Source organism: Streptomyces sp. VRA16 Mangrove soil, assembly GCF_017377775.1.
In the GTDB taxonomy this organism is placed as follows: Bacteria; Actinomycetota; Actinomycetes; order Streptomycetales; family Streptomycetaceae; genus Streptomyces.
The window spans coordinates 405551-427495 of the sequence record NZ_JAFVLN010000007.1; the positions used below are offsets into that span (position 1 = coordinate 405551).

Below are 21945 nucleotides of genomic sequence, written 5' to 3' on the forward strand. Positions count from 1 at the left end.
CCGTGCACGTCAGTTGTGTGAAGGCGGTGTTGCGGCCCGGGGTCGGGTATCGGCCATTGTCAGTGGTGGCCGCTAGGGTCGTCGACAGTCGAAAACGTACGTGCGCAGGTGCGGACGACTGACATACGTTCGGGGAATCGGGGGAGGCGGGGCGGGGTGAGCGAGCAGAACTGCCTGGTGGCCAATGACTGGGTGTGCGGGGAGTATCTGCGCACCCGCAGCCAGGAACTGATCGACGCGACGGTGCAGCACATAGGCATCACCGTGGCGTCCGTGGCGATCGGCGTGCTGGTCTCCTTCCCGCTGGCGCTGCTCGCGCGGCGCGGAAAGGCGTTCGCGGGCCCGGTCCTCGGCGTGACCACGGTCCTCTACTCGATCCCGTCGCTGGCGATGTTCTCGCTGCTGCTGCCGCTGTTCGGGCTCTCGGTCTCGCTGGTGATCACGGGCCTGGTGCTCTACTCGCTGACGATCCTCGTGCGCAACATAGTGGCGGGCCTGCAGGCCGTGCCGGAGGAGGCCAGAGAGGCCGCGCGCGGGATGGGGTACGGGCCGCTGCGGCTGCTGTGGGAGGTCGAACTGCCACTGGCGCTTCCTGCGTTGCTGGCCGGCGTGCGCATCGCCACGGTCTCCACGGTGGCGCTGACCACGGTCGGCGCGATCGTCGACTACGGCGGCCTGGGCACGCTGATCCTGGACGGCCTCGACAGTGACTTCAAGGCCCAGGTGCTCACGGCCTCCGTGCTGTGCGTGCTGCTCGCGGTCCTCGCGGATCTGCTGCTGCTCGGCGTGCAGCGATGGCTGACGCCGTGGACACGGGCCACCGCCGTCCGCGGGCGGGGCTCTCGAATACGGACGCCGCAGAGCCCGGAGAAGGTCGCATGAACGCGTTGTCGGGGGCCTGGGACTGGCTGGGCACGAGCGCCAACTGGCAGGGCGAGAAGGGGGTGTGGCACCGGCTGTCCGAGCACCTGTACTTCAGCGGGGTCTCCCTCGGCGTCGCCTGTCTGATCGCGCTCCCGCTGGCCCTGTGGCTCGGGCACATCGGCCGGGGCGGCGCGCTCGCGGTCAACCTCTCGAACGTGGGGCGGGCGGTGCCCACGCTGGCCGTCCTGGTGCTGCTCACGCTCACCCCGCTCGGCCGGCACGGCGACGTTCCGACGCTGATCGCGCTGGTGCTGTTCGCGGTGCCGCCGCTGCTGACGAACGCGTACGTGGGCATGCGCGAGGTCGACCGCGCGGTCGTGGAGGCCGCGCGGGGCATGGGGATGAGCGGGGGCCAGGTGTTCCTGCGGGTCGAACTGCCGCTGGCGTACCCGCTGGTGATGACCGGGCTCAGGTCGGCGGCGGTGCAGGTGATCGCGACGGCGACGCTGGCCGCGATGGCGGGCGAGGGCGGGCTCGGGCGGATCATCACCGCCGGGTTCAACCTCCAGGACACGCCGCAGGTGGTCGCGGGTGCCGTGCTCGTGGCCGCGCTCGCGCTGGCCGTGGAGCTGGTGTTCGTGGCGGTGGGGCGGGTGCTCGACCCGATGCGGGGACGGGCGTGACGGATCTTCTCCGGGTGTCTTCCGACGTGTTCGGGCGACCTCGGCCGACAAGCGAGTACTGCGACTAGGAGAGCGATGAACATCAGGACGCACGGCAGGACGCGCCGCATGGCCCTGGCGGCCGTGGCGGTGGGAGCCCTGACCGCGAGTCTCACCGCGTGCGGGGGCGACAGCCTTGAGGGCGGCAAGGGCGACTCGGGCAGCTCGGGCGGCGCCAAGAAGGGGAAGGTCGTCGTCGGCGCCGCCAGTTTCACCGAGGCCAAGGTGATGGGCGAGCTCTACCGGCAGATATTGGACGACGCCGGGTACGACGCGTCGGTCAAGACGGTCGAGAACCGGGAGATCTACGAGCCGCAGCTCGCCAAGGGCGCCATCGATGTGGTGCCCGAATACGCGGCGACGCTCGCGGAATTCCTCAACCTGAAGAAGAACGGCAAGGACGCGAAGGCCGTCGCGTCCAGTGATGTCGACGCGACGATGACCGCACTGCGCAAGCTGGCGGACCCGGAAGGGCTGAAGGTTCTGGACGCCGGCGACGCCGTCGACCAGAACGCGTTCGCGGTGAGCGCGTCCTACGCGAAGAAGCACAACCTCAAGACGCTTTCCGATCTCGGCAAGTCCGGCCAGAAGGTGAAGATCGCGGCCGGTGACGAATGCGAGACGCGGCCGTTCTGCGCCCCGGGTCTGAAGAAGACGTACGGGATCGACGTCACGGGCATCGACCCGAAGGGCGTCGGCACCACCCAGTCCAAGCAGGCCGTCAAGAACGGTCAGGACCAGCTGGTCCTGACGACCACGACCGATGCGACGCTGAAGAACTTCGGCCTCGTTCTCCTGGAGGACGACAAGAAGCTGCAGAATGCGGACAACATCGTTCCGGTCGTGAACGCGAAGGACGCCGGGGACAAGGCGATCGCCGATGTCCTGGACAAGTTGACCAAGACGCTCACCACCGACGACCTCGTCGAGTTGAACCGGAAGGTCGACGCGGAGCGGCAGAAGGAAGCCGACGTGGCGAAGGAGTATCTGGAGTCCAAGGGCCTCATCGGTAAATGATCTTGATTGCCGGGGCGGGACAAGTGGACCGCATTCCGCGTGGGTTCGGAGGTTTCTGTGTCGCCTGAGTCCGGATTTTGTCGGGCGGGGCTTCCTGATTCGCCTACGCGCGGTAAGTTTCTGGCCATGCCACGTGGACGCCACCGCCATTCCCCACCCCTGCACCGTCTGTTGCCCCCCTCGGTGATCGCCGGTGCGCCTCTCGTGTGCGCGGGCGGCGCCTGGCTGTCCGACGATCCGCTGGTGCTGCGCGGCATCGCCGCCGCGGCGGCAGCGGCCGCCGTGGTCGGCGCCGTCGTGATGCGCCGCTGGGACCGGCTCGCGGGCAAGCAGGTCGCCGACCTGACCCGCGGCGCCGCGAGCGAGCGCTGGCGGCATGAGGAGGCCGTGGCGGAGCTGGAGGGCGACCTGGAGGAGTCCCGCGAGCTGCGTACCCGACTGGAGGGCAAGCTGCGCTCCAAGCGGGCCGAACTGGCGGCGCTGCGCAACGAGCACGCGGCGCTGCTGCGCCGCTACGCCACCGCGGAGACCGAGCGGGCCAGCGCCCTGGAAGGCAGGCGACGGCTCGCCATAGAGGCGTCCGCGCCCGCCAAGGCGCTGCCGCCCGCCGCGCCCGCCAAGCCCGCGGCGGCGACCGCCGAGGCGCCGACAGCCCTGCTCTACCAGCGGGCCAACGCCGCGCTCGACCGGCTCGCCCGGAGCGCGGAGCCCGAGCCGCCGCGGCGGTCGCGGGGGCCCGAGGAGGCCGATTCGCAGGGGAAGCTCCCTGCGGCGTCCGGCCTCGTCACCGTGCCGGCCGCCGCGACCGTGGTGCCGGCGGCGCCGATGCGCAAGGCGCTCGTGGGCGGGTTCGACTTCTTCGGCACGGGCGGCTCCGCCGTCGGGCCGGACGAGGATCTGGCCGACGTCGTCGGGGAGGAAGCGCTCGCCGCCGACAAGGAGGTCATCGATCTGACCGCTCACGACGAGACCGAGCAGATCGATGTGGGGCAGCTCAGGTCCGCGATGCAGGCTTGAGACCCGATGTCGTGAGGGCGTCCTGCTCGCCGTGGGGCGCCCTCTGTCGTTCCCGGGTGAGGCGCGGCCCCGAGCGCCTCACGGGGCGGCGCCGCTCACGGAGCGGCGCCGGCGCCCCCGCTCATCCAGCGGTCCGGGCGGGCCCCCTTGCGTCCCGTCCGCGACCGGTCCGCCTGGGCGCGCAGCAGTTCCGCCGCCTCCTGGGCGTCCCGCAGACGGGCCGTCACCGTCTTGTTGGCGCCGGTGTCGAGATGCAGGCCCGCGAGGCCGAGCGAGCGCTCCCAGGGGCCCTGGGTGAGGCGCACGGACTGCACCTTGGCGTGCGGGACGAGGGAGACCTGGCGCTGCAGCAGCCCCTGCCGGGCCGCGAACACCGTCTCCGTGACGGACACCCCGTACGCCTTCCACCACACCGGCACGATCCAGCGGCCGCGCCGCGGCGGCGCCGTGAAGTCGGCGGGCTTGGGCACCGCCACGCCCGGCAGGATCCGCGCGATGACGTCCTCGGCGTGCTCGCGGGGCGCGACGGGCACCAGGACCGAGTTGGCCGAGCCCGCCACGTGCAACTCGACGCGGACCCAGCCGCGCCTCCGCCACAGCAGCGGCTGCACGATCCGCACGGTCTGCACCCGGCCGGGCGGCACCGTCTCGTGCACCCGGTCGAGCAGCCCGTGGTCGATGCGCAGCCCGTCGGGGGACTCACCGACCGTCCAGTCGTACTCCTTGATGAACCGGCCCGCGCTGTTGGTGAACGCCCCGCCCGCCAGCGGCACCGCGACCGCGATCACTGTCCACAGGTTGTGGGTGGCGAACCACAGGAAACCCGGCACGACCAGCGCCGCCACGAGCATCACCCACGGGGCGCCCGTCAGCAGCAGCGCCACCGCGAGCGTGCCGGGGGGCGTGCGCAGGATCTCCCGCGCCGGCGCCTCGCCCACCTCGTGGGCCGATTCCGGGGCGAAACCGGCCGCACGGGCGAGGAGTTCGGCCCGCAGGTCGCGGGCCTCCTTCTCGCCCAGATAGGCGAGTTCGTCCTTCTTGTCGGTGCCGACGACGTCGAGTTTCAGCTTGGCCACGCCCACGAAGCGGGCGAGCAGCGGCTGGGTGACGTCGACGGCCTGGAGGCGGTCGAGCCGGATGTGGGCGGTGCGGCGGAACAACAGGCCCGTACGGATGCGCAGTTCGGTCTCGGTGACCGCGAAGTGGGTGAACCACCAGGTGAGGAACCCGTACAGGGCGGCCGCGGGCACCAGCACGCCGAGCCCGATCGCCAGGGTGGCGCCCGTCAGCTGGGAGAGCTGGCGCTGCGCCTGGTTCATGTCGTGCACGGCCCAGCCGAGCAGCACCGCTATCGGCGCCCACGCGCGGCGCAGCGGCGTGACGGGGTGCAGGCGCCGCTCTCGCAGGCTCGGGGGCGGCTCCTGGTCTCGTACGCCCTCGGGGACGCGGGAGGCCGTCACAGGCCCGCCGATCGGGCTTCGCCGAGCTCGGTGAGACGGTCGCGCAGGCGCTCGGCCTCGGCGGGCGCGAGGCCCGGGATCCTCGCGTCGGTGGCGGCGGCCGCGGTGTGCAGCTGGAGACTGGCCAGGCCGAACTTCCGCTCCAGCGGGCCCGAGGTCACCTCGACCAGCTGCATCCGTCCGTACGGCACGATCGTCTCCTCGCGCCACATCACCCCGCGGCTGATCAGCAGGTCGTCGGCGCGCTCGGCGTACCGCCACGAGCGCCAGTTGCGGCCGAGCATCGGCCAGCCCCAGACCAGCACCGCGAGCGGCAGCAGCGCGAACGCCGCCCACGCGGGCCCTGCGAGGATCGTGAGGAGCAGCGCGACCGCGAGTGTCAGCGGCACCAGCCACAGCACCAGCAGCAGCCGGCGCAGTCTGAGCAGGCCCGGCGGCAGCCCCGTCCACTCCGGCCCCGCGTCCACGGAATCGGCTTCCCCTGTGATCCCCGTCGCCCCTGTTCCCATGAGCTCACCCTATGTACGAGAGACTGTCCCCATGACGTCCACGACGCCCAAGCCGCGCACGACGCGGACGACGGTCGGCATCGGCGGTGCAGCGGAGAGCACCGACATGGTGCTCAACATCGGCCCGCAGCACCCCTCCACCCACGGTGTGCTGCGCCTGCGCCTGGTGCTCGACGGCGAGCGGATCCAGCACGCGGAGCCGGTCATCGGCTACATGCACCGCGGTGCCGAGAAGCTCTTCGAGGCGCGGGACTACCGGCAGATCGTGATGCTCGCCAACCGCCACGACTGGCTGTCCGCGTTCTCCAACGAGCTGGGGGTCGTGCTCGCCGTCGAGCGGATGCTGGGCATGGAGGTCCCCGAGCGCGCCGTCTGGCTGCGCACGCTCCTGGCCGAGCTGAACCGAGTGCTGAACCATCTGATGTTTCTGGGTTCGTACCCGCTCGAACTGGGCGGAATCACTCCGGTCTTCCATGCCTTCCGGGAGCGTGAGGAGCTCCAGAACGTGATGGAGGAGGTCTCCGGCGGACGCATGCACTACATGTTCAACCGCGTCGGCGGCCTCAAGGAGGACCTGCCGCTCGGCTGGACGACCCGCGCGCGCGAGGCCGTCGCCTCCGTGCGCTCCCGCATGGACGTCTACGACAACCTGGTCCTCGGCAACGAGATCTTCCGGGGCCGCACGCGCGGGGTGGGCGTCCTGTCCCCCGAGGCCGCGCACTCCTACGGCGTGAGCGGGCCGATCGCCCGTGCCTCCGGCGTCGACTTCGACCTGCGCCGCGACGAGCCGTACCTGGCCTACGGGGACCTTCAGGACACCCTGAAGGTCGTCACGCGACAAGAAGGCGACTGCCTGGCCCGCTTCGAGGTCCTCCTGGAGCAGACGCACAACGCGCTCGCCCTCGCCGACGCCTGCCTCGACCGGATCGCGCAACTGCCGCCCGGCCCGGTCAACCAGCGTCTGCCGAAGGTCCTCAAGGCGCCCGAGGGCCACACGTACGCGTGGACGGAGAACCCGCTCGGCATCAACGGCTACTACCTCGTCTCCAAGGGCGAGAAGACGCCGTACCGCCTCAAGCTGCGCTCCGCGTCCTACAACAACATCCAGGCGCTGGCCGAACTGCTGCCCGGGACGCTGGTCGCCGACATGGTGGCGATCCTCGGCTCACTGTTCTTCGTGGTCGGGGACATCGACAAGTAGGCCGCGCATCCGCGCCGTCCCCATGGCCACGGGCTCGACCAGCCACCCGAAGTCCCCGAGCCCGCCCCGCGCGGTCAGCTCCGCCGCCTCTCCGGCCCGCGCGAGCGCCCGTACGTAGCCGGCCGGGTCCTGGGACGCCAGCGTCAGCGGCGGGCGGCCCGCGCGGACGCCGAGGGCGTGCAGGGCGGCGCGCTGCGGCACGATCCGGGCCCCGGCAGTCACCGCGCAGGCGTCGAGCGCCACATGGGCCGTGATGTCGCAGGACCCGTCCGGCACGGGCCGCGTCTCCCGGCCCTCCCGGAAGCCCGTGAGCGTGCCGAAGGGCGGCCGCGCCCCGCGCGCGTGGGCGTAGTCCACGGCCACCGCGAGACCACGCTCCAGGGTGCCCACGGCCGCCGCCCACGCCGCGTCGCGCTGCGGACCGACCTCGGCGCGCAGCCCCGGCTCGGGCGGCAGCGGCCACCAGGTCTCCAGCCAGCGCCGCGCGGCCGCGTCCAGCGGCGCGGGGGACAGGGACTCCGTGCCGTCCTGCCGTACGAGGACGAGGCGGGCGGAGCCGTCCGCGTCGGTCTCCACGATGTCGACGGGCACATTGTCGAGCCACTCGTTCGCGAACAGCAGCCCGGTGATCCCGGCGGGCGGCTCGGCGCGCCACTCGATGCGGTGATCGAGACCGGCGGGGCGCCCGGAGGCGATCTCCACCGCGCAGGCACGCACGCGTGCGGCCACGTTCTCCGGCAGCGCCTGGAGGACGAGCGACACCAGTTCGCCGCGCCCCGCCGCCATGTCGACGAACGTCAGCTCGTCCGGCTCGCCGAGCGCCGTGTCCACCCGGCACAGCAGCTCGGCGACGGCCTGCGCGAACAGCGGCGACGCGTGCACCGACGTACGGAAATGACCGGCGGGACCCTCGGGCCCGCGATAGAAGCCACCGGGCCCGTACAGGGCCCGCTCGGTGGCCTCGCGCCAGCCGCGCGGGCCGTCCTCCTGTGCGTTCGTCACGCCTGAAGGCTAGGCCGTGTCCGCGAGCTCCCCGGGGCCTGTCCGGCGGGCGGACCCTGGGGCGGCCCGGTGCGCCGGGCGCACGCGCCTCCACCTTGGGGAGTACGCGCGCCGGGTGCGGATCGGCCCTCCGGTTGACCCCGGCACGCCGCACGGCTGCCTACTCTGGGTTACGTGCAGCGCCTCTACGACTTTCTCCGCAGGCACCCGACATGGGTCGACGGCTTCTGGGCCGTGGTCCTGCTCGGGATGTCCGTGGTGAGCGTCAGCAGCATCAACGGCGCGCCCTCGCGGGGCAACGAGGCGGCGGGCATCGCCTGCGCCCTCCTGCTCAGCGTGGTCGTCACGCTGCGCCGCCGGATGCCCGAGCGGATGCTGGTCCTCGCGATCGTGGCGGGCGTCGCCCAGCTGATCCTCGACGCGGAGACGAGCCCGGCGGACTTCGCGATGCTCGTCATCGTCTACACGTGTGCCGCGGACGGGGCCCGCTGGTCGTCCCGGCTCGCGCTCGGCGCCGGACTGTGCGCGGCGCCGCTCGCGCAGCTGCGGTGGCCCGAGGCGCACGCCAGCGGCGCCGGGCAGATCGCCGTCACGGTCTTCACGATGGTGCCGTTCGCCCTCGCCTGGGTCCTCGGCGACTCGCTGCGCACCCGCCGCGCCTACCTGGCGCAGCTGGAGGAGCGCGCGGCCCGCCTGGAGAAGGAGCGCGAGGCCCAGTCGAAGGTCGCGGTCGCGGCCGAACGGGCACGGATCGCCCGCGAGCTGCACGACGTCGTCGCGCACAACGTGTCGGTGATGGTGGTGCAGGCCGACGGCGCCGCATACGTCCTCGACACCGCCCCCGACCAGGCGAAGAAGGCCCTGGAGACCATCTCGGGCACGGGCCGGCAGGCGCTCGCCGAGATGCGCAGGCTGCTCGGCGTGCTGCGCACCGGGGAGCGCGAGGCGGGCGAGGCGTACGTGCCGCAGCCCGACGTCGAGCAGATCGAGGACCTCGTCGAGCAGGTGCGCACGGCGGGCCTGCCGGTCGACTTCAAGGTGGAGGGCACCCCGCGCCCGCTGCCCAGCGGCGTCGAGCTGACCGCGTACCGCATCGTCCAGGAGGCCCTCACCAACACCCGCAAGCACGGCGGGCCGAACGCGGGCGCGAGCGTCCGCCTCGTCTACTTCGACGACGGGCTCGGCCTGCTCGTCGAGGACGACGGCAAGGGCGCCCCGCACGAGCTCTACGAGGACGGCGGCGCCGACGGCCACGGCCACGGCCTCATCGGGATGCGGGAGCGCGTCGGTATGGTCGGCGGCACGCTGGACGCGGGGCCGCGCCCCGGAGGTGGCTTCCGCATCAGCGCCCTGCTGCCGCTCAAGCCCGCTCATTGACACGTACCAGCCGACACGTACCAGCGAAGGAACGGGAATCGATGTCGATCAAGGTCATGCTCGTCGACGACCAGGTGCTGCTGCGCACCGGCTTCCGGATGGTGCTCGCCGCACAGCCGGACATGGAGGTCGTCGCCGAGGCCGGCGACGGCGTCGAGGCGCTGGAGGTGCTGCGCGCGACCGCGGTTGACGTGGTCCTCATGGATGTACGGATGCCGAAGCTCGACGGCGTCGAGACGACCCGGCGCATCTGCGCCGACCCGAACCCGCCCAAGGTCCTCATCCTGACCACGTTCGACCTCGACGAGTACGCGTTCTCCGGGCTCAAGGCGGGCGCGTCCGGTTTCATGCTCAAGGACGTGCCGCCCGGCGAGCTGCTCACCGCCATCCGCTCCGTGCACAGTGGTGACGCGGTCGTCGCCCCGTCCACCACCCGGCGCCTGCTCGACCGGTTCGCCCCGATGCTGCCCAGCACCTCCAAGGAGCCGCAGCACAAGGAGCTGGAGCGGCTCACCGAGCGCGAGCGCGAGGTCATGGTGCTGGTCGCCCAGGGCCTGTCGAACGGCGAGATCGCGGCCCGCCTCGTGCTGTCCGAGGCCACCGTGAAGACGCACGTGGGCCGCATCCTGACCAAGCTCGGTCTGCGCGACCGCGTCCAGGTCGTCGTGCTCGCCTACGAGACCGGCCTGGTGCGGGCCGGCGGACAGGGCTGAGGCCCCGTCAGCGCAGCACGCCCTCGATGAAGTCCCCGCCGAGGCGCGACACCACGCCCAGATCCAGCTGGTGCTGCACATAGCGGCCTTGGCGGCGGGTCGTGACCAGGCCCGCCTTCTTCAGCACCGACAGGTGCCGGGATATCTCCGGCGCCGTCATGCCGTGCGCGTCGGCCAGCTCGCCCGTCGTGTACGAGCCGCGCGCCAGGTGGCGGCACAGACGCATCCGCACCGGGTGCGCGAGGGCGGACATGCGCAGGGTCAGCTGCTCGACGGAGGGTGGCGCGGCCGGACCCGGCGAGGAGATCGGGTACGTGATCATCGGCTGCCAGCCCTTGCGGTGCAGCACCCACAGGTGCGGCCAGCCCAGGCTGGTCGGCGTCAGGATCAGATGGCCGCCGTCCGTGGCCGTGCGGCCCACGCTGATCTTGTCGACGACGATCGCCCGGCCCGGCTCGTCCAGCGTGACCGAGGGTGAGATCGCCGCGAGCGCGTCCTTGAGCCCCTTGCGGCGCAGCAGATCCGTCTTGAGCCGGGCGTCGGCCGCCACCTGGTGCTGGACGCGCCCCCACACGTCTGCGAAGAACGCCTCGTCGCAGTCCTGCAGCAGCTCGCGGAACCAGGTCCTGATCACGGGCGGGTCGTCCAGCAGACGCTGGGTGAAGCGCACTTGGTGCGTGCCGCGGGCCGCCGCGAGCTCCAGCGCGCGCCGGCGGGCGCCCGGGTCGGCCAGCCGGTTACCCGGCCGCTCCGCGTACTCCGACTGGCAGGTGAACTCCAGGGCGGCGTCCACGAACTGCTCGTCGGAGAGCTTGTCCAGCAGGTCCAGTTCCTCGGCGAGCGTGGCCCCCGGCAGCGTGCTGTGGCCGGCGATCCCGGCGGACGGGGTGAAGACGTCCGAGAACGTCGTCCGCCACAGGAAGTCCGCCTCGCACAGACGGTCCGCGAGGCACGGGTCGAGACCGGCCGAGACGCTCGTCGTCCACCCCTGCAGCCCCGGGTGGTGGGCGGGCTCCGACAGCGCGTGCAGTGCCATGCCCAACTCGGCCAGGGGCGAGGGCACGACATGGATCCGCTCGGCCGGCAGGCCGGTGATGTCGATGCTCACGCTCATGACCCCATGGTGCATGCCCCCACTGACAACCGGGTCGTCGATTGACGGCTCCCGTCAATCGACGTGACCCGGCATCGGCGGCGGCCGCAGTCTCGTAGTCATCGCCCCCTAAGGCCACCGAAAGCCAGTAGAAGCCATGGAAAGCGGCTGAAAATCGCTGAAAGTCGCTGAAAGCATTCGAAGGCAGGCGAAAGGTCTTTTTGCGGGCGCGGAGTGACAATTGAGATGATGAGCGAGGTGGTCACCATGACCGTCACCCAGCAGTACGCCCTCGATCTCTACCGGGCCGCGCAGCGCGGCGAACCGGCCCCGCCCGCCCCCTACCGGCACGAGGCGGCCGTCCTGCGCGAGCTGCGCGACTACCGCCGCTTCCGGGCGGTTGTGGCGGAGCGCCCGGCCCGGGGCCGCATCAGGGCGGCCCTGGCCCGGCGCTTCTCCGCCCGTCGCGGTCACACCGCCGGGTGCTGAGCCCGGTCGCTCACGGCAGCCGCCGTACGAAGTCCGCGACGGCCGCGCGGACGTCGTCGGGGCTCCACTCCAGGCCGGCCGCGGCGACCGTCACCTCGGTGACCGCGCATCCCGGCACCTGACTCGTGGGCCACCAGCGCCCGAACAGCTGGACCTTCGTCTCCTCCGCCTGCGTCAGCGCCGCCTCGGTGAGCACCTCGGCGTCGTAGGGCAGCAGGACCCGGAACTGGTGCGTGTGCGGCTCCTCGGGGTGGACCCGGGCCCATGGGATCCCCGCGTCGGCCAGCCCCTCGCGCAGCGCCGTCGCGACCACGCGCGCGTGCGCCACGTAGTCCGGCAGCCTCGGCAGCTCGTGCTCCAGCCCCGCCAGCGCCGCGATCGCCTGCGGGTACTGGTGGAAGACCTGGCCGCCGTAGCGGTGCCGCCAGGCCCTGGCCTCGTCGACGAACGACTGCGGGCCCGCGAGCGCCGCGCCGCTGAGGCCGCCGAGCGACTTGTAGAACGACACGTACACGCTGTCCGCGAGGTCGGCGATCTCGTGCAGCGGGCGCCCGAAGCGCGTCGTGCACTCCCACAGGCGGGCCCCGTCGAAGTGGATCACCGCTTCACGCGCGCGTGCCGCTTCGCAGACCTCCTCCAGCTCCTCCCACGTGGGCAGCACGTATCCCGCGTCCCTGAGCGGCAGTTCGAGCATCAGCGTCCCGAACGGCTCGTCCAGGCCGTGCACCTCGGCGGCCGTGATCTGGCGCGGCTCGGTCGTCGGGTGCACCGTGCGCAGGCCGGAGACCGTGGTGAGCGCCTCGCGCTCGTGGACCTCGGGGTGGCCCAGCGGGTGCAGGGCCACCGTGGAGTTGCCGGTGCGGCCCGCCCAGCAGCGCAGGGCGACCTGCTGCGCCATGGTGCCGGTGGGGAAGAACGCGGCCGCCTCCTTGCCGAGCAGCCCGGCGACCTTCGCCTCCAGTTCGGCGACGACACCGTCCCCGTAGAGGTCGACGTCGCCCGACAGGTCGGCCACGGTGCCGGCGACCTCGGTCAGGCGCGCCCAGTGCTCGCCGATCGTGGGCACGTGCGGGCCGCGCGCCAGGGTGCGCTCGACGCTCCGCCAGGCCGCGAGCCGCCGCGCGGTCCGCCGCTTCTCGTCGCTCGCGTTCTCGTCGCCCGTGTCGACGGGCCGTTCGCTGTTCTCTTTCGCCGGACTCATGACCGGATCATGTCGCACGAGCCCGCGCCTGCCCGCGCCTGCCCACGGGTGTCTCGTACGCGCGTGCGCTTGCCCACAGCCTGTGGACAGCCGAGGCCCGCCCGCCCAGATAGCGTTAACATGACGAGAAATCGTCCGGTACCCCGAGCGGACTGGAACGGAAGGCCCCCGTGACACCTCCTTCGAACCCGCGGAACGAGCCCGACCCCAAGGACCCCTCCGCCCGGCCCGCCCGCCTCGGCGTCGGTGTCGTCGGCGCGGGCCGGGTGGGCCCCGCCCTCGCCGCGTCCCTGCAGCTCGCCGGACACCGTCCGGTCGCCGTCTCCGGAGTCTCCGACGCGTCCGTGCGGCGCGCCGCCACCATGCTCCCCGACGTCCCCCTCGTGCCGCCCGCCGAGGTCCTCGCGCGCGCCGAGCTCGTGCTCCTGACCGTCCCCGACGACGTCCTGCCGGGCCTCGTCGAGGGCTTCGTCGAGACCGGCTCGATCCGCCCCGGACAGCTGCTCGTGCACACCTCGGGGCGGTACGGCACCAAGGTCCTCGACCCGGCCCTGCGCGCGGGCGCCCTGCCGCTCGCCCTGCACCCCGCGATGACGTTCACCGGCACCGCCGTCGACGTCCAGCGCCTGGCCGGCTGCTCGTTCGGCGTGACCGCCCCCGAGGAGCTGCGGCTCGCCGCCGAGGCCCTGGTCATCGAGATGGGCGGCGAGCCCGAGTGGATCGAGGAGGAGATGCGGCCGCTGTACCACGCGGCCCTCGCCCTCGGCGCGAACCACCTGGTGACCCTGGTCGCCGAGTCCATGGAGCTGCTGCGCGACGCCGGTGTCTCCGCCCCCGACCGGATGCTCGGCCCGCTGCTCGGCGCGGCGCTGGACAACGCGCTCAGGTCGGGCGACGCGGCCCTCACGGGCCCGGTCGCGCGCGGCGACGCGGGCACGGTCGCCGCGCACGTCTCGGAGCTGCGCCGGCACGCGCCGCAGACCGTCGCCGGGTATCTCGCGATGGCCCGCGCCACCGCCGACCGCGCCCTCGCGCACGGGCTGCTCAAGCCGGAGCTCGCCGAGGACCTGCTCGGTGTCCTCGCGACCGGTGCGGAGGAGACCCGATGAGCTCGTCGAACACGCGCCTTCTCCACAAGGGCGAGGAACTGCGCGCACGCACGCGTGCCGGGCAGCGCGTCGTCGTCATGACCATGGGCGCCCTGCACGAGGGCCACGCCACGCTCGTCCGCACCGCCCGCGAGCGCGCGGGCGACGACGGCGAAGTGGTCGTCACCGTCTTCGTGAACCCGCTGCAGTTCGGCGCGGGCGAGGACCTCGACCGCTATCCGCGCACCCTGGAGGCGGACGTCAAGATCGCCGAACAGGCGGGCGCGGACGCCGTGTTCGCGCCGTCCGTCGACGAGGTCTACCCCGGCGGACAGCCCCAGGTCCGGATGTCGGCGGGCCCGATGGGCGAGCGCCTCGAAGGCGCCTCGCGTCCCGGCCACTTCGACGGCATGCTCACCGTCGTCGCCAAGCTGCTGCACCTCACGCGCGCGGACGTCGCCCTCTTCGGGCAGAAGGACGCCCAGCAACTCGCCCTGATCCGGCGGATGGTGCGCGATCTGAACTTCGACGTGGAGATCGTCGCCGTCCCCACGGTCCGCGAGCCGGACGGCCTGGCCCTCTCCTCGCGCAACCGCTACCTGTCGACCGAGGAGCGGCGCAGCGCGCTCGCGCTCTCCCGCGCGCTGTTCGCGGGCCGCGACCGGCACGCCGCCCAGGAAGCCCTGCGCGCGCGGGCCGCCGAGAGCCCCACCACGCGCGCGCGTGCCCGCGCGCTCGACGCCCTGGGCGAGGCCCGCGCCGCCGCCGACGCGCACGCGGTGGCGTCCCCCGGCGGTCCCGCGAGCGTCCTCGCGGCGGCCCGCCAGGTCCTGGACGAGGCCCGCCGCCTGCGTCCCCCGGTCGAGCTCGACTACCTGGCCCTCGTCGACCCGTCCGACTTCGGCGACGTACGAGGCGACTTCGAGGGCGAGGCCGTCCTCGCGGTCGCCGCGCGGGTCGGCACCACCCGGCTGATCGACAATCTGCCCCTGACCTTCGGAGGTCGACTGTGACGAGCACAGGCATACGTCTGCACGCACCAGCCCCCGGCTGGAGCATCGAGGCCGACGTGGTCGTCGTCGGCTCCGGGGTCGCGGGACTGACCGCCGCGCTGCGCTGCGAGGCCGCGGGGCTGCGCACCGTCGTCGTCACCAAGGCCCGCCTCGACGACGGCTCCACGCGCTGGGCCCAGGGCGGCATCGCGGCCGCGCTCGGCGAGGGCGACACCCCCGAGCAGCACCTGGACGACACCCTGGTCGCGGGCGTCGGCCTGTGCGACGAGAACGCCGTGCGCACCCTGGTCACCGAGGGCCCCGGCGCGGTACGCCGCCTCATCGACGCGGGCGCCCGGTTCGACGAGGCCGAGGACGGCTCGCTCGACCTGACCCGCGAGGGCGGCCACCACCGGCGCCGCATCGTGCACGCGGGCGGCGACGCCTCCGGCGCCGAGGTCTCCCGGGCCCTGATCGAGGCGGTACTTGCGCGCAAGAAGGGCGGGCGCGAAGCGCCCTCGGCCGAGGGCGGTGGCGGGCGACGGGCGGGCGGCGTCGAGACCGTCGAGAACGCGCTGGTGCTCGACCTGCTGACGGACGCCGAGGGCCGCACCGCCGGTGTCACCCTGCACGTGATGGGGGAGGGCCAGCACGACGGTGTCGGTGCCGTCCTCGCCCCGGCCGTCGTCCTCGCGACCGGCGGCATGGGCCAGGTCTTCTCGGCGACCACGAACCCGCACGTGTCCACGGGCGACGGCGTCGCCCTCGCCCTGCGCGCCGGCGCCGAGGTCAGTGACCTGGAGTTCGTCCAGTTCCACCCCACCGTGCTCTTCCTGGGCGCGGACGCCGAGGGCCAGCAGCCGCTCGTCTCCGAGGCCGTCCGCGGTGAGGGCGCCCACCTGGTCGACGCGGACGGTGTGCGCTTCATGGTGGGCCAGCACGAACTCGCGGAGCTGGCACCCCGGGACATCGTCGCCAAGGGCATCACGCGCCGCATGCTGGAGCAGGGCGCCGACCACATGTTCCTCGACGCGCGGCACTTCGGCGCCGAGATGTGGGAGAAGCGGTTCCCCACCATCCTCGCCGCCTGCCGCGCCCACGGCATGGACCCGATCACCGAGCCGATCCCGATCGCCCCGGCCGCGCACTACGCCTCCGGAGGGGTGCGCACCGATCTGCACGGCCGCACCACGGTCCCCGGCCTGTACGCGTGCGGCGAGGTCGCCTGCACCGGCGTGCACGGCGCGAACCGGCTCGCCTCCAACTCGCTCCTCGAAGGCCTGGTCTACGCCGAGCGCATCGCGGACGACATCACGCGGGAGCACGCGGAGAACGGCCTGCACGCGCGCGTGCCCGCGCCGGTCGACCACCCCGACACCCCGACCCACCCGCTGCTGCCCGCCGAGGCCCGCTTCGCCATCCAGCGTGTGATGACCGAGGGCGCCGGCGTACTGCGCTCCGCGGACTCCCTCTCCGATGCCGCCGCCCAGCTCGGCCGCATCCACGCCGACGCGGCCAACTCCCTGACGGAGCACGGCAAGACGGCCGTCCCCGGCGTCGACACCTGGGAGGCGACGAACCTCCTGTGCGTGGCCCGCGTCCTGGTCGCCGCCGCCCGCCGCCGCGAGGAGACCCGCGGCTGCCACTGGCGCGAGGACCACACGGACCGGGACGACGCGAACTGGCGCCGCCACATCGTCGTACGCCTCAATCCGGACCGGACTCTGGCCACGTACACCACACAAACAGCAGACTTCCCGGCAACAGCCGTACCGGCTGCAACAGCACAGAACTCTCAGGAGCAGTGACCGACGTGAGCGCCACCCCCGACCTTCCCCTGGCCGACGCCGACAACGGCGGCTGCGGCGACAACTGCGGCTGCGCCCACGGCGACTCGGACGCCGACGCCATGGAGTGCGGCCTCGACCCGTCCCTGGCCAAGCTGCTGCTGGACGCCGGTCTGCACCCGGTCGAGATCGAGGACATCGCCCACATGGCGATCGCCGAGGACCTCGACGGCGGCGTGGACGTCACCACGGTTGCCACGATCCCCGAGGACGCCGTCGCCACCGCCGACTTCACGGCCCGCGAGGCGGGCGTCGTGGCGGGCCTCAGGGTCGCCGAGGCGATCGTCTCCGTCGTGGCGAGCGACGAGTTCGAGGTCGAGCGGCACGTCGAGGACGGCGACCTCGTGGAGGCCGGGCAGAAGCTGCTGTCCGTCACCACCCGCACCCGCGACCTGCTCACCGCCGAGCGCAGCGCGCTCAACCTCCTGTGCCGCCTGTCCGGCATCGCCACGGCCACGCGCGCGTGGGCGGACGCCCTGGAGGGCACCAAGACCGGTACACGGGTCAGGGACACCCGCAAGACCACGCCGGGCCTGCGCTCCCTGGAGAAGTACGCGGTCCGCATGGGCGGCGGCGTCAACCACCGCATGTCCCTGTCGGACGCGGCCCTGGTCAAGGACAACCACGTGGTGGCGGCGGGCGGCGTCGCGGCAGCCTTCCAGGCCGTGCGCGACCGCTTCCCCGGCCTCACGATCGAGGTCGAGGTCGACACCCTGCACCAGCTGCGCGAGGTCCTCGACGCCGGCGCCGACCTGATCCTCCTGGACAACTTCACGCCCGGCGAGACCGAGGAGGCCGTGGCCCTCACCGACGGCCGCGCGCTCCTGGAGTCCTCCGGCCGGCTCACCCTGGAGAACGCCGCGACGTACGCGAGGACCGGCGTCGACTTCCTCGCCGTAGGCGCCCTGACCCACTCCTCGCCGATCCTCGACATCGGCCTCGACCTGCGGGAAGCGGCCGTCTGATGCTTCTGACCATCGACGTGGGCAACACCCACACCGTCCTCGGTCTGTTCGACGGCGAGGAGATCGTCGAGCACTGGCGCATCTCCACCGACGCCCGCCGCACCGCCGACGAACTCGCCGTCCTGCTCCAGGGCCTGATGGGCATGCACCCGCTGCTCGGCGACGAACTCGGCGACGGCATCGACGGCATCGCCATCTGCTCGACCGTCCCCTCGGTCCTGCACGAGCTGCGCGAGGTCACCCGCCGCTACTACGGTGACGTCCCTGCCGTCCTGGTCGAGCCCGGCATCAAGACCGGTGTCCCGATCCTCATGGACAACCCCAAGGAGGTCGGCGCCGACCGCATCATCAACGCGGTCGCGGCCGTCGAGCTGTACGGCGGCCCGGCGATCGTCGTCGACTTCGGTACGGCGACGACGTTCGACGCGGTGTCCGCGCGCGGCGAGTACACCGGCGGCGTGATCGCCCCCGGCATCGAGATCTCCGTCGAGGCCCTCGGCGTCCGCGGCGCGCAGCTCCGCAAGATCGAGCTGGCCAGGCCGCGCAGCGTCATCGGCAAGAACACGGTCGAGGCCATGCAGTCCGGCATCCTCTACGGGTTCGCGGGCCAGGTCGACGGGGTCGTGAACCGGATGGCCAAGGAACTGGCGGACGACCCGGACGACGTCACCGTCATCGCGACGGGCGGGCTCGCGCCCATGGTGCTGGGCGAGGCCACGGTCATCGACGAGCACGAGCCGTGGCTGACGCTGATCGGGCTGCGGCTGGTCTACGAGCGGAACGTGTCTCGTCTCTGAGCCGCGGAATCCCGCGCCGTGGGGGATTCTCCGGCCGGTCGGGCGCGGCTCTCGTCGTGGCGCCCGACGCTCCCGAGCGGAGCGTAAGGCGCGCCCGGGAATTGCCGGTTAAGCCGATTTGTCCGTAATAGGCCGTACCGTCAGCCCATGCCCACGCCCTACGGAAACCGCGGCGGCATGGCGTTCGGTGCAGAAGAGCTGCGTGTGCTCCGACGCGCCCTCGCCCTCGCCCTCCACCCCAGCCCCGCCTCGGACAAGGACGTCCGGGACTGTCTCCGACTCGCGGAGTCCGTCGACGAAGCCACCCAGGAGGCGGCCCGTATGCGGACCTTCCTGCTGGCCGACCTCGACCGCTACCGGGCCGCCCTGCCCGGCTCCGTCACCGGCTATCTGAAGCTCCTGGAGGACGCTCTGGCGGCGGGCCACCGGCCCGGCGCCGACGACCTCGCGGGGCTGCGCGCCCTGCGCGGCAACCCCGCGGCGGCCGTCCTCCTCGACCGCTGCCGTGCCCTGGCCGAACAGGGCGTACGGGAGCGCCTGGAGGCTCGGCACCGGCCGCGCGTCCCGGCCTCCCGGGCCCGTCTCCTCGCCCTGCCCGGCGGCCTCGCGGAGGCCGACCCGCAGCCCGCCGGACCTCGTCCTGCGGCGCCGCAGCGCCCCGCGCCCAAGCCGTCGGAGGTCTTCCCGCCCAAGCGCCGTCCCGCCCAGCCCCCGGCCCCGCCGCAGCAGCTCGCCGCGGGATAGCTAATCTGGGGGCATGGACTATGTCTCCGCGCTCGTGCCCCCGGTAGTGATGGCCGCGTTCTTCATCGGCCTGATCGTGACGATCGTGAAGTCGCAGGGTGGCGACAAGAAGGCCAAGGAGGACGCGGCCGTGGACGCCATCCTGGCGCGCACCGAGGCCACCCGGCAGGCCGACGGCCGCTGACCCCGCGACGACCGAGGGGCGCCCACCGGGCGCCCCTTTTGTCATTGATTGCGACCGTTCGCGATCCCTCGCCACGTCCGCCGCCGAATTACCGACTTCTCCCACTATTGTGCTGCTCGTGCCGCGCCCCTTGGGAGAACTCGAAGACACAGTCATGACACGGGTGTGGAAGTGGAACCGCCCGGTGACGGTGAGAGAAGTGCTGGAGGACCTCCAGCAGGAACGGTCCATCGCCTACACGACGGTCATGACCGTATTGGACAATCTCCATCAGAAGGGCTGGGTGCGCCGGGAAGCGGAAGGCCGGGCTTATCGATATGAGGCCGTCTCTACCCGGGCCGCCTACTCGGCCGCGCTGATGAACGACGCATGGGCGCAGAGCGACAACCCCGCCGCCGCGCTCGTCGCCTTCTTCGGCATGATGTCGTCGCAGCAGCGCGAAGCGCTCAGGGACGCGATGCGCATCGTTCAACCCGAAGCCGCACCAGAACCGGCACCAGAACCGCAGTCGGAACCCGCACCGGAACCCCTCCCCGAAGCGACGCCCGAAGTCGCCCCACCCGGAGAAGCGGCACAGGAGGACGGGCGATAGCGTCCGGTCATGCCAGCAGAGCTCCCCGAAGTCGTCCCGGGCCCCGATTCCAGCACTAAAGCCGTGACCGTGCGCAGGGCGCGCACCGCCGATGTGCCGGCGGTGCGCCGACTCCTCGACGCGTACAGCCGCCAGGGGATCCTGCTCGACAAAGCCACCGTGACGCTTTACGAGGACATCCAGGAGTTCTGGGTCGCCGAACGTGACGACAACGCCGAGGTGGTGGGGTGCGGAGCGCTGCACATCATGTGGGAAGACCTGGCCGAAGTCCGCACTCTCGCGGTGAATCCACAGGTCAAGGGCGCGGGAGTGGGCCATCAGGTCCTGGAGAAGCTGTTGCAGACCGCGCGCTGGATCGGTGTTCGCCGCGTTTTCTGTCTCACCTTCGAAGTCGAGTTCTTCGCCAAGCACGGCTTCGTGGAGATCGGTGAGACTCCTGTCGATACGGTTGACACCGATGTCTACAGCGAGCTGCTGCGTTCCTATGACGAGGGCGTAGCAGAGTTCCTCGGTCTCGAACGAGTGAAACCGAACACCTTGGGCAACAGCCGGATGCTTCTGCATCTGTGATCGTCACCGTTCGGTATTCCGGGGACCTTGCACACACCTTCCGGCATGCACAGACGCCCCGGTTCCCTATGTCCGAAACGCGCATGTTTTCGGTCCGGCTGGGCAGCGTTCAACTCCGGGATCTCTCCCGGATCTCAGCCAGGGGTTTGTGTTTTTCCGGCAAAAGCGGTTTGCTTTCCGACGTACTGCAGTACTGCATATAACAAGGGGACGGCGAAACAGCGGCCGTGGTCGCAGGGGGGCCGGCCCTTCAGATTTCGATGAAAGGAAATCCGGTGGCACAGAAGGTTCAGGTCCTTCTTGTCGATGACCTCGACGGCGGCGAGGCGGACGAGACCGTGACGTTCGCGCTCGACGGCAAGACGTACGAGATCGACCTCACCACCGCCAATGCGGACAAGCTCCGTGGCCTCCTCGACCCGTATGTGAAGGGTGGCCGTCGCACCGGTGGCCGCGCCGCCGGTGGTCGTGGCAAGGCGCGCACCGCGTCGTCGGGTGGCAACCAGGACACCGCGCTGATCCGCGCGTGGGCGAAGGACAACGGCTACGAGGTCAACGACCGCGGCCGCGTCCCCGCCTCCATCAAGGAGGCCTACGAGAAGGCCAACGGCTGACGCGTCGGCGTGTGCTGCGCACGGCGCAGCCGGGCCCGGTGGCAGTGTGTCGCCGCCGTGTCCACGAGTCGTACGAGATCGGGGGCGCCCCCACCGCCCCCCACGACCGACCAGGTCGAGACGGCCGACAGGCTCGTCAGGGCCGGAAGCACCGGCTCCACCTCGCGCCCGGGCTCCGGGGGCCGCACCCAGACCGCGGCCTCCTGCGAGCCGGTCCAGCCGGGCGGCACCGGCGCGTCGATGCTTCCGCCGGTCCCGACGGCGACGAGGTCCAGGGGCAGCGCGCCCCACTCCAGCCAGTCCAGCAGCCCCGGCAGTTCGTCCGCGCTGCCCGCGGCCACCAGGAGCTGCATCGTCTCCCCGTTCAGGGCCACCGGTGACCGGGGATCACATCGGCGCAGCATCGCGAATCCGGCGTCGGCCGGTACTTCCAGGACGTCGAACCGCAGCCCCGTGCGCAGCCGGGCCCCTTCGGGTCCCGCCGCCGTGGCCCAGCCCAGCTCGTCCTCGTACCACTGCTGGACCGACTGGACCGAGGACACGTCCTCGATCGGGCGGCGCGGGGCGGGGAAGGGGGCGACCATGCCAGGAGCAACCGCCGGAGACCCTCCGGGGTTACGCACTGTGTCCTCGCGAATGCGTACCGTGTCCCAAATGGGGGCGTACGGGCGTGTTCGGTGGCGTAAGGATGTTCGCCCGTAGCGGAGGGAACCGGCGCGCGCCGCATGGAGTGTCAGTCCGTGCGGGTAAGACATCCCTAGTGGGAGGGGCGACACGCTCCGGTCGGGCAGTCCGCGTTCGCCATCGGCGTAGTGGCGGTGTGGGTATCTGCCTGGCCTGCGGGAACATCGTCTCGCACCATCGGGTTGGAGCAGATGTCGGCGTTC

The 21945-nt window shown here is 72.1% G+C and carries 24 protein-coding genes; 18 read left to right on the forward strand and 6 right to left on the reverse strand.

The genetic code is table 11. The annotated features are described in order from the left end of the window. Positions 1-156: 156 nt before the first annotated feature. The 4 genes from J3486_RS21745 (at position 157) to J3486_RS21760 (ending at position 3620) form a co-directional block, all read left to right on the forward strand. On the forward strand, positions 157-882 hold the full coding sequence (locus J3486_RS21745) for an ABC transporter permease (RefSeq protein ID WP_207822643.1): 726 nt from the start codon (positions 157-159) through the stop codon (positions 880-882). Then, complete coding sequence (locus tag J3486_RS21750) at positions 879-1547, forward strand: ABC transporter permease (RefSeq protein ID WP_207822645.1); 669 nt, start codon at positions 879-881, stop codon at positions 1545-1547. Before J3486_RS21745 ends, J3486_RS21750 begins: the two co-directional genes overlap by 4 nt. A 75-nt stretch (positions 1548-1622) precedes the next feature. Then, a complete protein-coding gene (locus tag J3486_RS21755) occupies positions 1623-2603 on the forward strand; it encodes an ABC transporter substrate-binding protein (RefSeq protein ID WP_207822647.1) in 981 nt (326 codons plus the stop codon). 126 nt (positions 2604-2729) lie between these two features. Further along, entirely contained in the window at positions 2730-3620 is an 891-nt protein-coding gene (locus J3486_RS21760) for a hypothetical protein (RefSeq protein WP_207822650.1), read from the forward strand. 95 nt (positions 3621-3715) lie between these two features. Here the strand turns inward: J3486_RS21760 and J3486_RS21765 are convergent, their stop codons facing one another. Together J3486_RS21765 and J3486_RS21770 are read right to left on the reverse strand one after the other, a co-directional pair. After that, complete coding sequence (locus J3486_RS21765) at positions 3716-5080, reverse strand: PH domain-containing protein (protein ID WP_207822652.1); 1365 nt, start codon at positions 5078-5080, stop codon at positions 3716-3718. Then, complete coding sequence (locus tag J3486_RS21770) at positions 5077-5589, reverse strand: PH domain-containing protein (RefSeq protein WP_207822654.1); 513 nt, start codon at positions 5587-5589, stop codon at positions 5077-5079. Before J3486_RS21770 ends, J3486_RS21765 begins: the two co-directional genes overlap by 4 nt. 31 nt (positions 5590-5620) lie before the next feature. On the opposite strand from J3486_RS21770, the gene J3486_RS21775 reads away from it, so the two are divergent. Then, positions 5621-6790 (forward strand): NADH-quinone oxidoreductase subunit D, encoded by a 1170-nt coding sequence (locus J3486_RS21775; protein WP_207822656.1) that lies wholly within the window; start codon positions 5621-5623, stop codon positions 6788-6790. Here the strand turns inward: J3486_RS21775 and J3486_RS21780 are convergent. Next, on the reverse strand, positions 6755-7792 hold the full coding sequence (locus J3486_RS21780) for an SAM-dependent methyltransferase (protein ID WP_207822658.1): 1038 nt from the start codon (positions 7790-7792) through the stop codon (positions 6755-6757). The genes J3486_RS21775 and J3486_RS21780 overlap by 36 nt on opposite strands. A gap of 174 nt (positions 7793-7966) precedes the next feature. Here J3486_RS21780 and J3486_RS21785 point away from each other — a divergent pair, with 174 nt between their 5' ends. Further along, entirely contained in the window at positions 7967-9169 is a 1203-nt protein-coding gene (locus J3486_RS21785; protein WP_207822660.1) for a sensor histidine kinase, read from the forward strand. A gap of 41 nt (positions 9170-9210) precedes the next feature. Further along, the gene (locus tag J3486_RS21790) at positions 9211-9882 is read left to right on the forward strand and encodes a response regulator transcription factor (protein WP_207822662.1); all 672 of its coding nucleotides are present in this window, start codon (positions 9211-9213) and stop codon (positions 9880-9882) included. Positions 9883-9889: 7 nt separating this feature from the next. On the opposite strand, the gene J3486_RS21795 is transcribed toward J3486_RS21790, so the two are convergent. Further along, entirely contained in the window at positions 9890-10996 is a 1107-nt protein-coding gene (locus J3486_RS21795; protein ID WP_207822665.1) for a DUF5937 family protein, read from the reverse strand. A 228-nt stretch (positions 10997-11224) separates the two neighbouring features. On the opposite strand from J3486_RS21795, the gene J3486_RS21800 reads away from it, so the two are divergent. After that, positions 11225-11464 carry a hypothetical protein gene (locus J3486_RS21800; RefSeq protein ID WP_374194753.1) on the forward strand — a complete coding sequence of 80 codons (240 nt, stop codon included), beginning with the start codon at positions 11225-11227 and terminating at the stop codon, positions 11462-11464. Between the two features lie 10 nt (positions 11465-11474). Here the strand turns inward: J3486_RS21800 and J3486_RS21805 are convergent, their stop codons facing one another. Beyond that, entirely contained in the window at positions 11475-12665 is a 1191-nt protein-coding gene (locus tag J3486_RS21805; protein ID WP_207822667.1) for a low specificity L-threonine aldolase, read from the reverse strand. Positions 12666-12835: 170 nt separating this feature from the next. On the opposite strand from J3486_RS21805, the gene J3486_RS21810 reads away from it, so the two are divergent. The 10 genes from J3486_RS21810 (at position 12836) to J3486_RS21855 (ending at position 21058) form a co-directional block, all read left to right on the forward strand. Further along, positions 12836-13774, forward strand: coding sequence for a Rossmann-like and DUF2520 domain-containing protein (locus tag J3486_RS21810; protein WP_207822669.1), 939 nt, complete (start codon positions 12836-12838; stop codon positions 13772-13774). Continuing rightward, a complete protein-coding gene (panC, locus tag J3486_RS21815) occupies positions 13771-14766 on the forward strand; it encodes a pantoate--beta-alanine ligase (RefSeq protein WP_207822671.1) in 996 nt (331 codons plus the stop codon). Before J3486_RS21810 ends, panC begins: the two co-directional genes overlap by 4 nt. Next, positions 14763-16553 carry an L-aspartate oxidase gene (locus J3486_RS21820; protein ID WP_207822673.1) on the forward strand — a complete coding sequence of 597 codons (1791 nt, stop codon included), beginning with the start codon at positions 14763-14765 and terminating at the stop codon, positions 16551-16553. Before panC ends, J3486_RS21820 begins: the two co-directional genes overlap by 4 nt. Beyond that, a complete protein-coding gene (gene nadC, locus J3486_RS21825; RefSeq protein ID WP_207822675.1) occupies positions 16550-17557 on the forward strand; it encodes a carboxylating nicotinate-nucleotide diphosphorylase in 1008 nt (335 codons plus the stop codon). Before J3486_RS21820 ends, nadC begins: the two co-directional genes overlap by 4 nt. Continuing rightward, positions 17557-18354: a type III pantothenate kinase gene (locus tag J3486_RS21830; protein WP_207822677.1), complete on the forward strand. Its 798-nt coding sequence runs from the start codon at positions 17557-17559 to the stop codon at positions 18352-18354. Before nadC ends, J3486_RS21830 begins: the two co-directional genes overlap by 1 nt. Before the next feature lie 147 nt (positions 18355-18501). Continuing rightward, positions 18502-19098, forward strand: coding sequence for a hypothetical protein (locus tag J3486_RS21835; protein ID WP_207822681.1), 597 nt, complete (start codon positions 18502-18504; stop codon positions 19096-19098). Between the two features lie 13 nt (positions 19099-19111). Continuing rightward, positions 19112-19282 (forward strand): hypothetical protein, encoded by a 171-nt coding sequence (locus J3486_RS21840; RefSeq protein ID WP_207822683.1) that lies wholly within the window; start codon positions 19112-19114, stop codon positions 19280-19282. Positions 19283-19400: 118 nt separating this feature from the next. Continuing rightward, positions 19401-19874, forward strand: coding sequence for a BlaI/MecI/CopY family transcriptional regulator (locus J3486_RS21845; RefSeq protein ID WP_207822685.1), 474 nt, complete (start codon positions 19401-19403; stop codon positions 19872-19874). Between the two features lie 9 nt (positions 19875-19883). After that, on the forward strand, positions 19884-20444 hold the full coding sequence (locus tag J3486_RS21850; RefSeq protein ID WP_207822687.1) for an amino-acid N-acetyltransferase: 561 nt from the start codon (positions 19884-19886) through the stop codon (positions 20442-20444). Positions 20445-20719: 275 nt separating this feature from the next. After that, on the forward strand, positions 20720-21058 hold the full coding sequence (locus J3486_RS21855) for an Lsr2 family protein (protein WP_207822689.1): 339 nt from the start codon (positions 20720-20722) through the stop codon (positions 21056-21058). Here the strand turns inward: J3486_RS21855 and J3486_RS21860 are convergent. Beyond that, complete coding sequence (locus J3486_RS21860; RefSeq protein WP_207822691.1) at positions 21037-21642, reverse strand: SCO3374 family protein; 606 nt, start codon at positions 21640-21642, stop codon at positions 21037-21039. The genes J3486_RS21855 and J3486_RS21860 overlap by 22 nt on opposite strands. Positions 21643-21945: the final 303 nt, after the last annotated feature.

Bases quoted from the DNA above. Each gene is read 5' to 3' on its own strand.
- panC (WP_207822671.1), top strand. From the start codon at position 13,771: ATGAGCTCGTCGAACACGCGCCTTCTCCACAAGGGCGAGGAACTGCGC.
- J3486_RS21770 (WP_207822654.1), bottom strand. From the start codon at position 5,589: ATGGGAACAGGGGCGACGGGGATCACAGGGGAAGCCGATTCCGTGGAC.
- J3486_RS21800 (WP_374194753.1), top strand. From the start codon at position 11,225: ATGAGCGAGGTGGTCACCATGACCGTCACCCAGCAGTACGCCCTCGAT.
- J3486_RS21755 (WP_207822647.1), top strand. From the start codon at position 1,623: ATGAACATCAGGACGCACGGCAGGACGCGCCGCATGGCCCTGGCGGCC.
- J3486_RS21805 (WP_207822667.1), bottom strand. From the start codon at position 12,665: ATGAGTCCGGCGAAAGAGAACAGCGAACGGCCCGTCGACACGGGCGAC.
- J3486_RS21850 (WP_207822687.1), top strand. From the start codon at position 19,884: ATGCCAGCAGAGCTCCCCGAAGTCGTCCCGGGCCCCGATTCCAGCACT.
- J3486_RS21760 (WP_207822650.1), top strand. From the start codon at position 2,730: ATGCCACGTGGACGCCACCGCCATTCCCCACCCCTGCACCGTCTGTTG.
- J3486_RS21795 (WP_207822665.1), bottom strand. From the start codon at position 10,996: ATGAGCGTGAGCATCGACATCACCGGCCTGCCGGCCGAGCGGATCCAT.
- J3486_RS21840 (WP_207822683.1), top strand. From the start codon at position 19,112: ATGGACTATGTCTCCGCGCTCGTGCCCCCGGTAGTGATGGCCGCGTTC.
- J3486_RS21750 (WP_207822645.1), top strand. From the start codon at position 879: ATGAACGCGTTGTCGGGGGCCTGGGACTGGCTGGGCACGAGCGCCAAC.
- J3486_RS21790 (WP_207822662.1), top strand. From the start codon at position 9,211: ATGTCGATCAAGGTCATGCTCGTCGACGACCAGGTGCTGCTGCGCACC.
- J3486_RS21860 (WP_207822691.1), bottom strand. From the start codon at position 21,642: ATGGTCGCCCCCTTCCCCGCCCCGCGCCGCCCGATCGAGGACGTGTCC.
- J3486_RS21775 (WP_207822656.1), top strand. From the start codon at position 5,621: ATGACGTCCACGACGCCCAAGCCGCGCACGACGCGGACGACGGTCGGC.
- J3486_RS21830 (WP_207822677.1), top strand. From the start codon at position 17,557: ATGCTTCTGACCATCGACGTGGGCAACACCCACACCGTCCTCGGTCTG.
- J3486_RS21835 (WP_207822681.1), top strand. From the start codon at position 18,502: ATGCCCACGCCCTACGGAAACCGCGGCGGCATGGCGTTCGGTGCAGAA.